This window comes from Paraburkholderia diazotrophica (assembly GCF_038900755.1).
GTDB classification, from domain to species: domain Bacteria; phylum Pseudomonadota; class Gammaproteobacteria; order Burkholderiales; family Burkholderiaceae; genus Paraburkholderia; species Paraburkholderia diazotrophica_A.
The window spans coordinates 1-1,027 of record NZ_JBBPEN010000061.1; the positions used below are offsets into that span (position 1 = coordinate 1).

At 61.8% G+C, this 1,027-nt stretch carries 1 protein-coding gene and 2 pseudogenes; all 3 read right to left on the reverse strand.

What is annotated here, in order from left to right; all coding sequences use genetic code 11:
• Positions 1 to 241 (reverse strand): annotated as a pseudogene (locus tag AABE10_RS36575) (hypothetical protein); the annotation flags it as partial.
• A gap of 12 nt (positions 242 to 253) precedes the next feature.
• A complete protein-coding gene (locus AABE10_RS36580) occupies positions 254 to 862 on the reverse strand; it encodes a type 4 pilus major pilin (RefSeq protein WP_342937839.1) in 609 nt (202 codons plus the stop codon).
• Positions 863 to 875: 13 nt separating this feature from the next.
• Positions 876 to 1,027: pseudogene (locus AABE10_RS36585) on the reverse strand (type II secretion system protein); the annotation flags it as partial.

The following is a 1,027-nucleotide window of genomic DNA, read 5'->3' on the forward strand; positions in this document are numbered from 1 at the left end:
CCTGCGTAAAGAGGTCATCGATGGTCGGCGGATTGGCAACAACCGAGGCGGGCCCGCCCGCAATCAGCGGGCCATAGTTGTTCGTCACCCAGTCAGACAGTGCTGAGTTGATGACCGCCTCGTTCTGGCCTTCCGCCGTGAGGACCTGCGTGCGCCGCTTCGCTGCGTCTTCCTTGATCGCGACCGTGGTCATCAGCGCGGCGGCCACCAGCACGACCACCATCTCAACGATGCTGAACATGGGCGACGATCCTTAATTGTTGTGCGTCGCGTACATGCCGATGCTGGCCGTCGCACCGGCCGAACTGCACGCCTGCCCTGCTGTCGAGCCATCGAACTTCGTGTTCGGATCAGAGACCGTTGTCCCATTCACGGTCACCTTTGTATAGGCGCCCGCGATCGCGCCGATCGCGAGCGAGCACACCGTTGCGGGAACCGGATAGGTCATGGCCATTGCGTCGTCTGTAGTTGCGATGGTGGCCGGTGCTGCCGCCACCGAGCCGCCGAAGATACCCGTCAGCGTTCCCGCCGCCGCGTTCACGCGCGAGCCAGCGGAATCGAATGCGTGGTTTTGCGCGAGCGTTTGAAGCGACTCGCTCGAAAAATCAATGTCGTTCGACGTTGCATCCTGAATGCCGCTGCGGAACAGTTGCGCCTCACTCTTGAACTGGTGCGCGTGGATACGGTCCATCACGAAGCTGCGGCCCTGATAAACGATGAGTGCCAGCAACGCGGCACCCGCCATGACGGCTGCCGCCTCGATCATCGAGAGTTCGCCCGACTGCTTGCGTCGACGCGCCATGCGCAGCAAGGCGGTCTTGCGTTGTTCGGGAGTCTGAAGCTGGATCGTTTTCTTGTTCATGGGTTGCCCTCTGTCAATTGATTGCGCCTGATGCGGTCGGAGAAGAATCAAAGCTCACAGCGCCGGTCGCGACGTACGATCCGATGCCGAGCGCGAAGAACATGGAAACGGCGAAGCCGAGGAGCACGTAGTGCGTGATGCGCGCGTTGCGGCGCACGGTCGCGA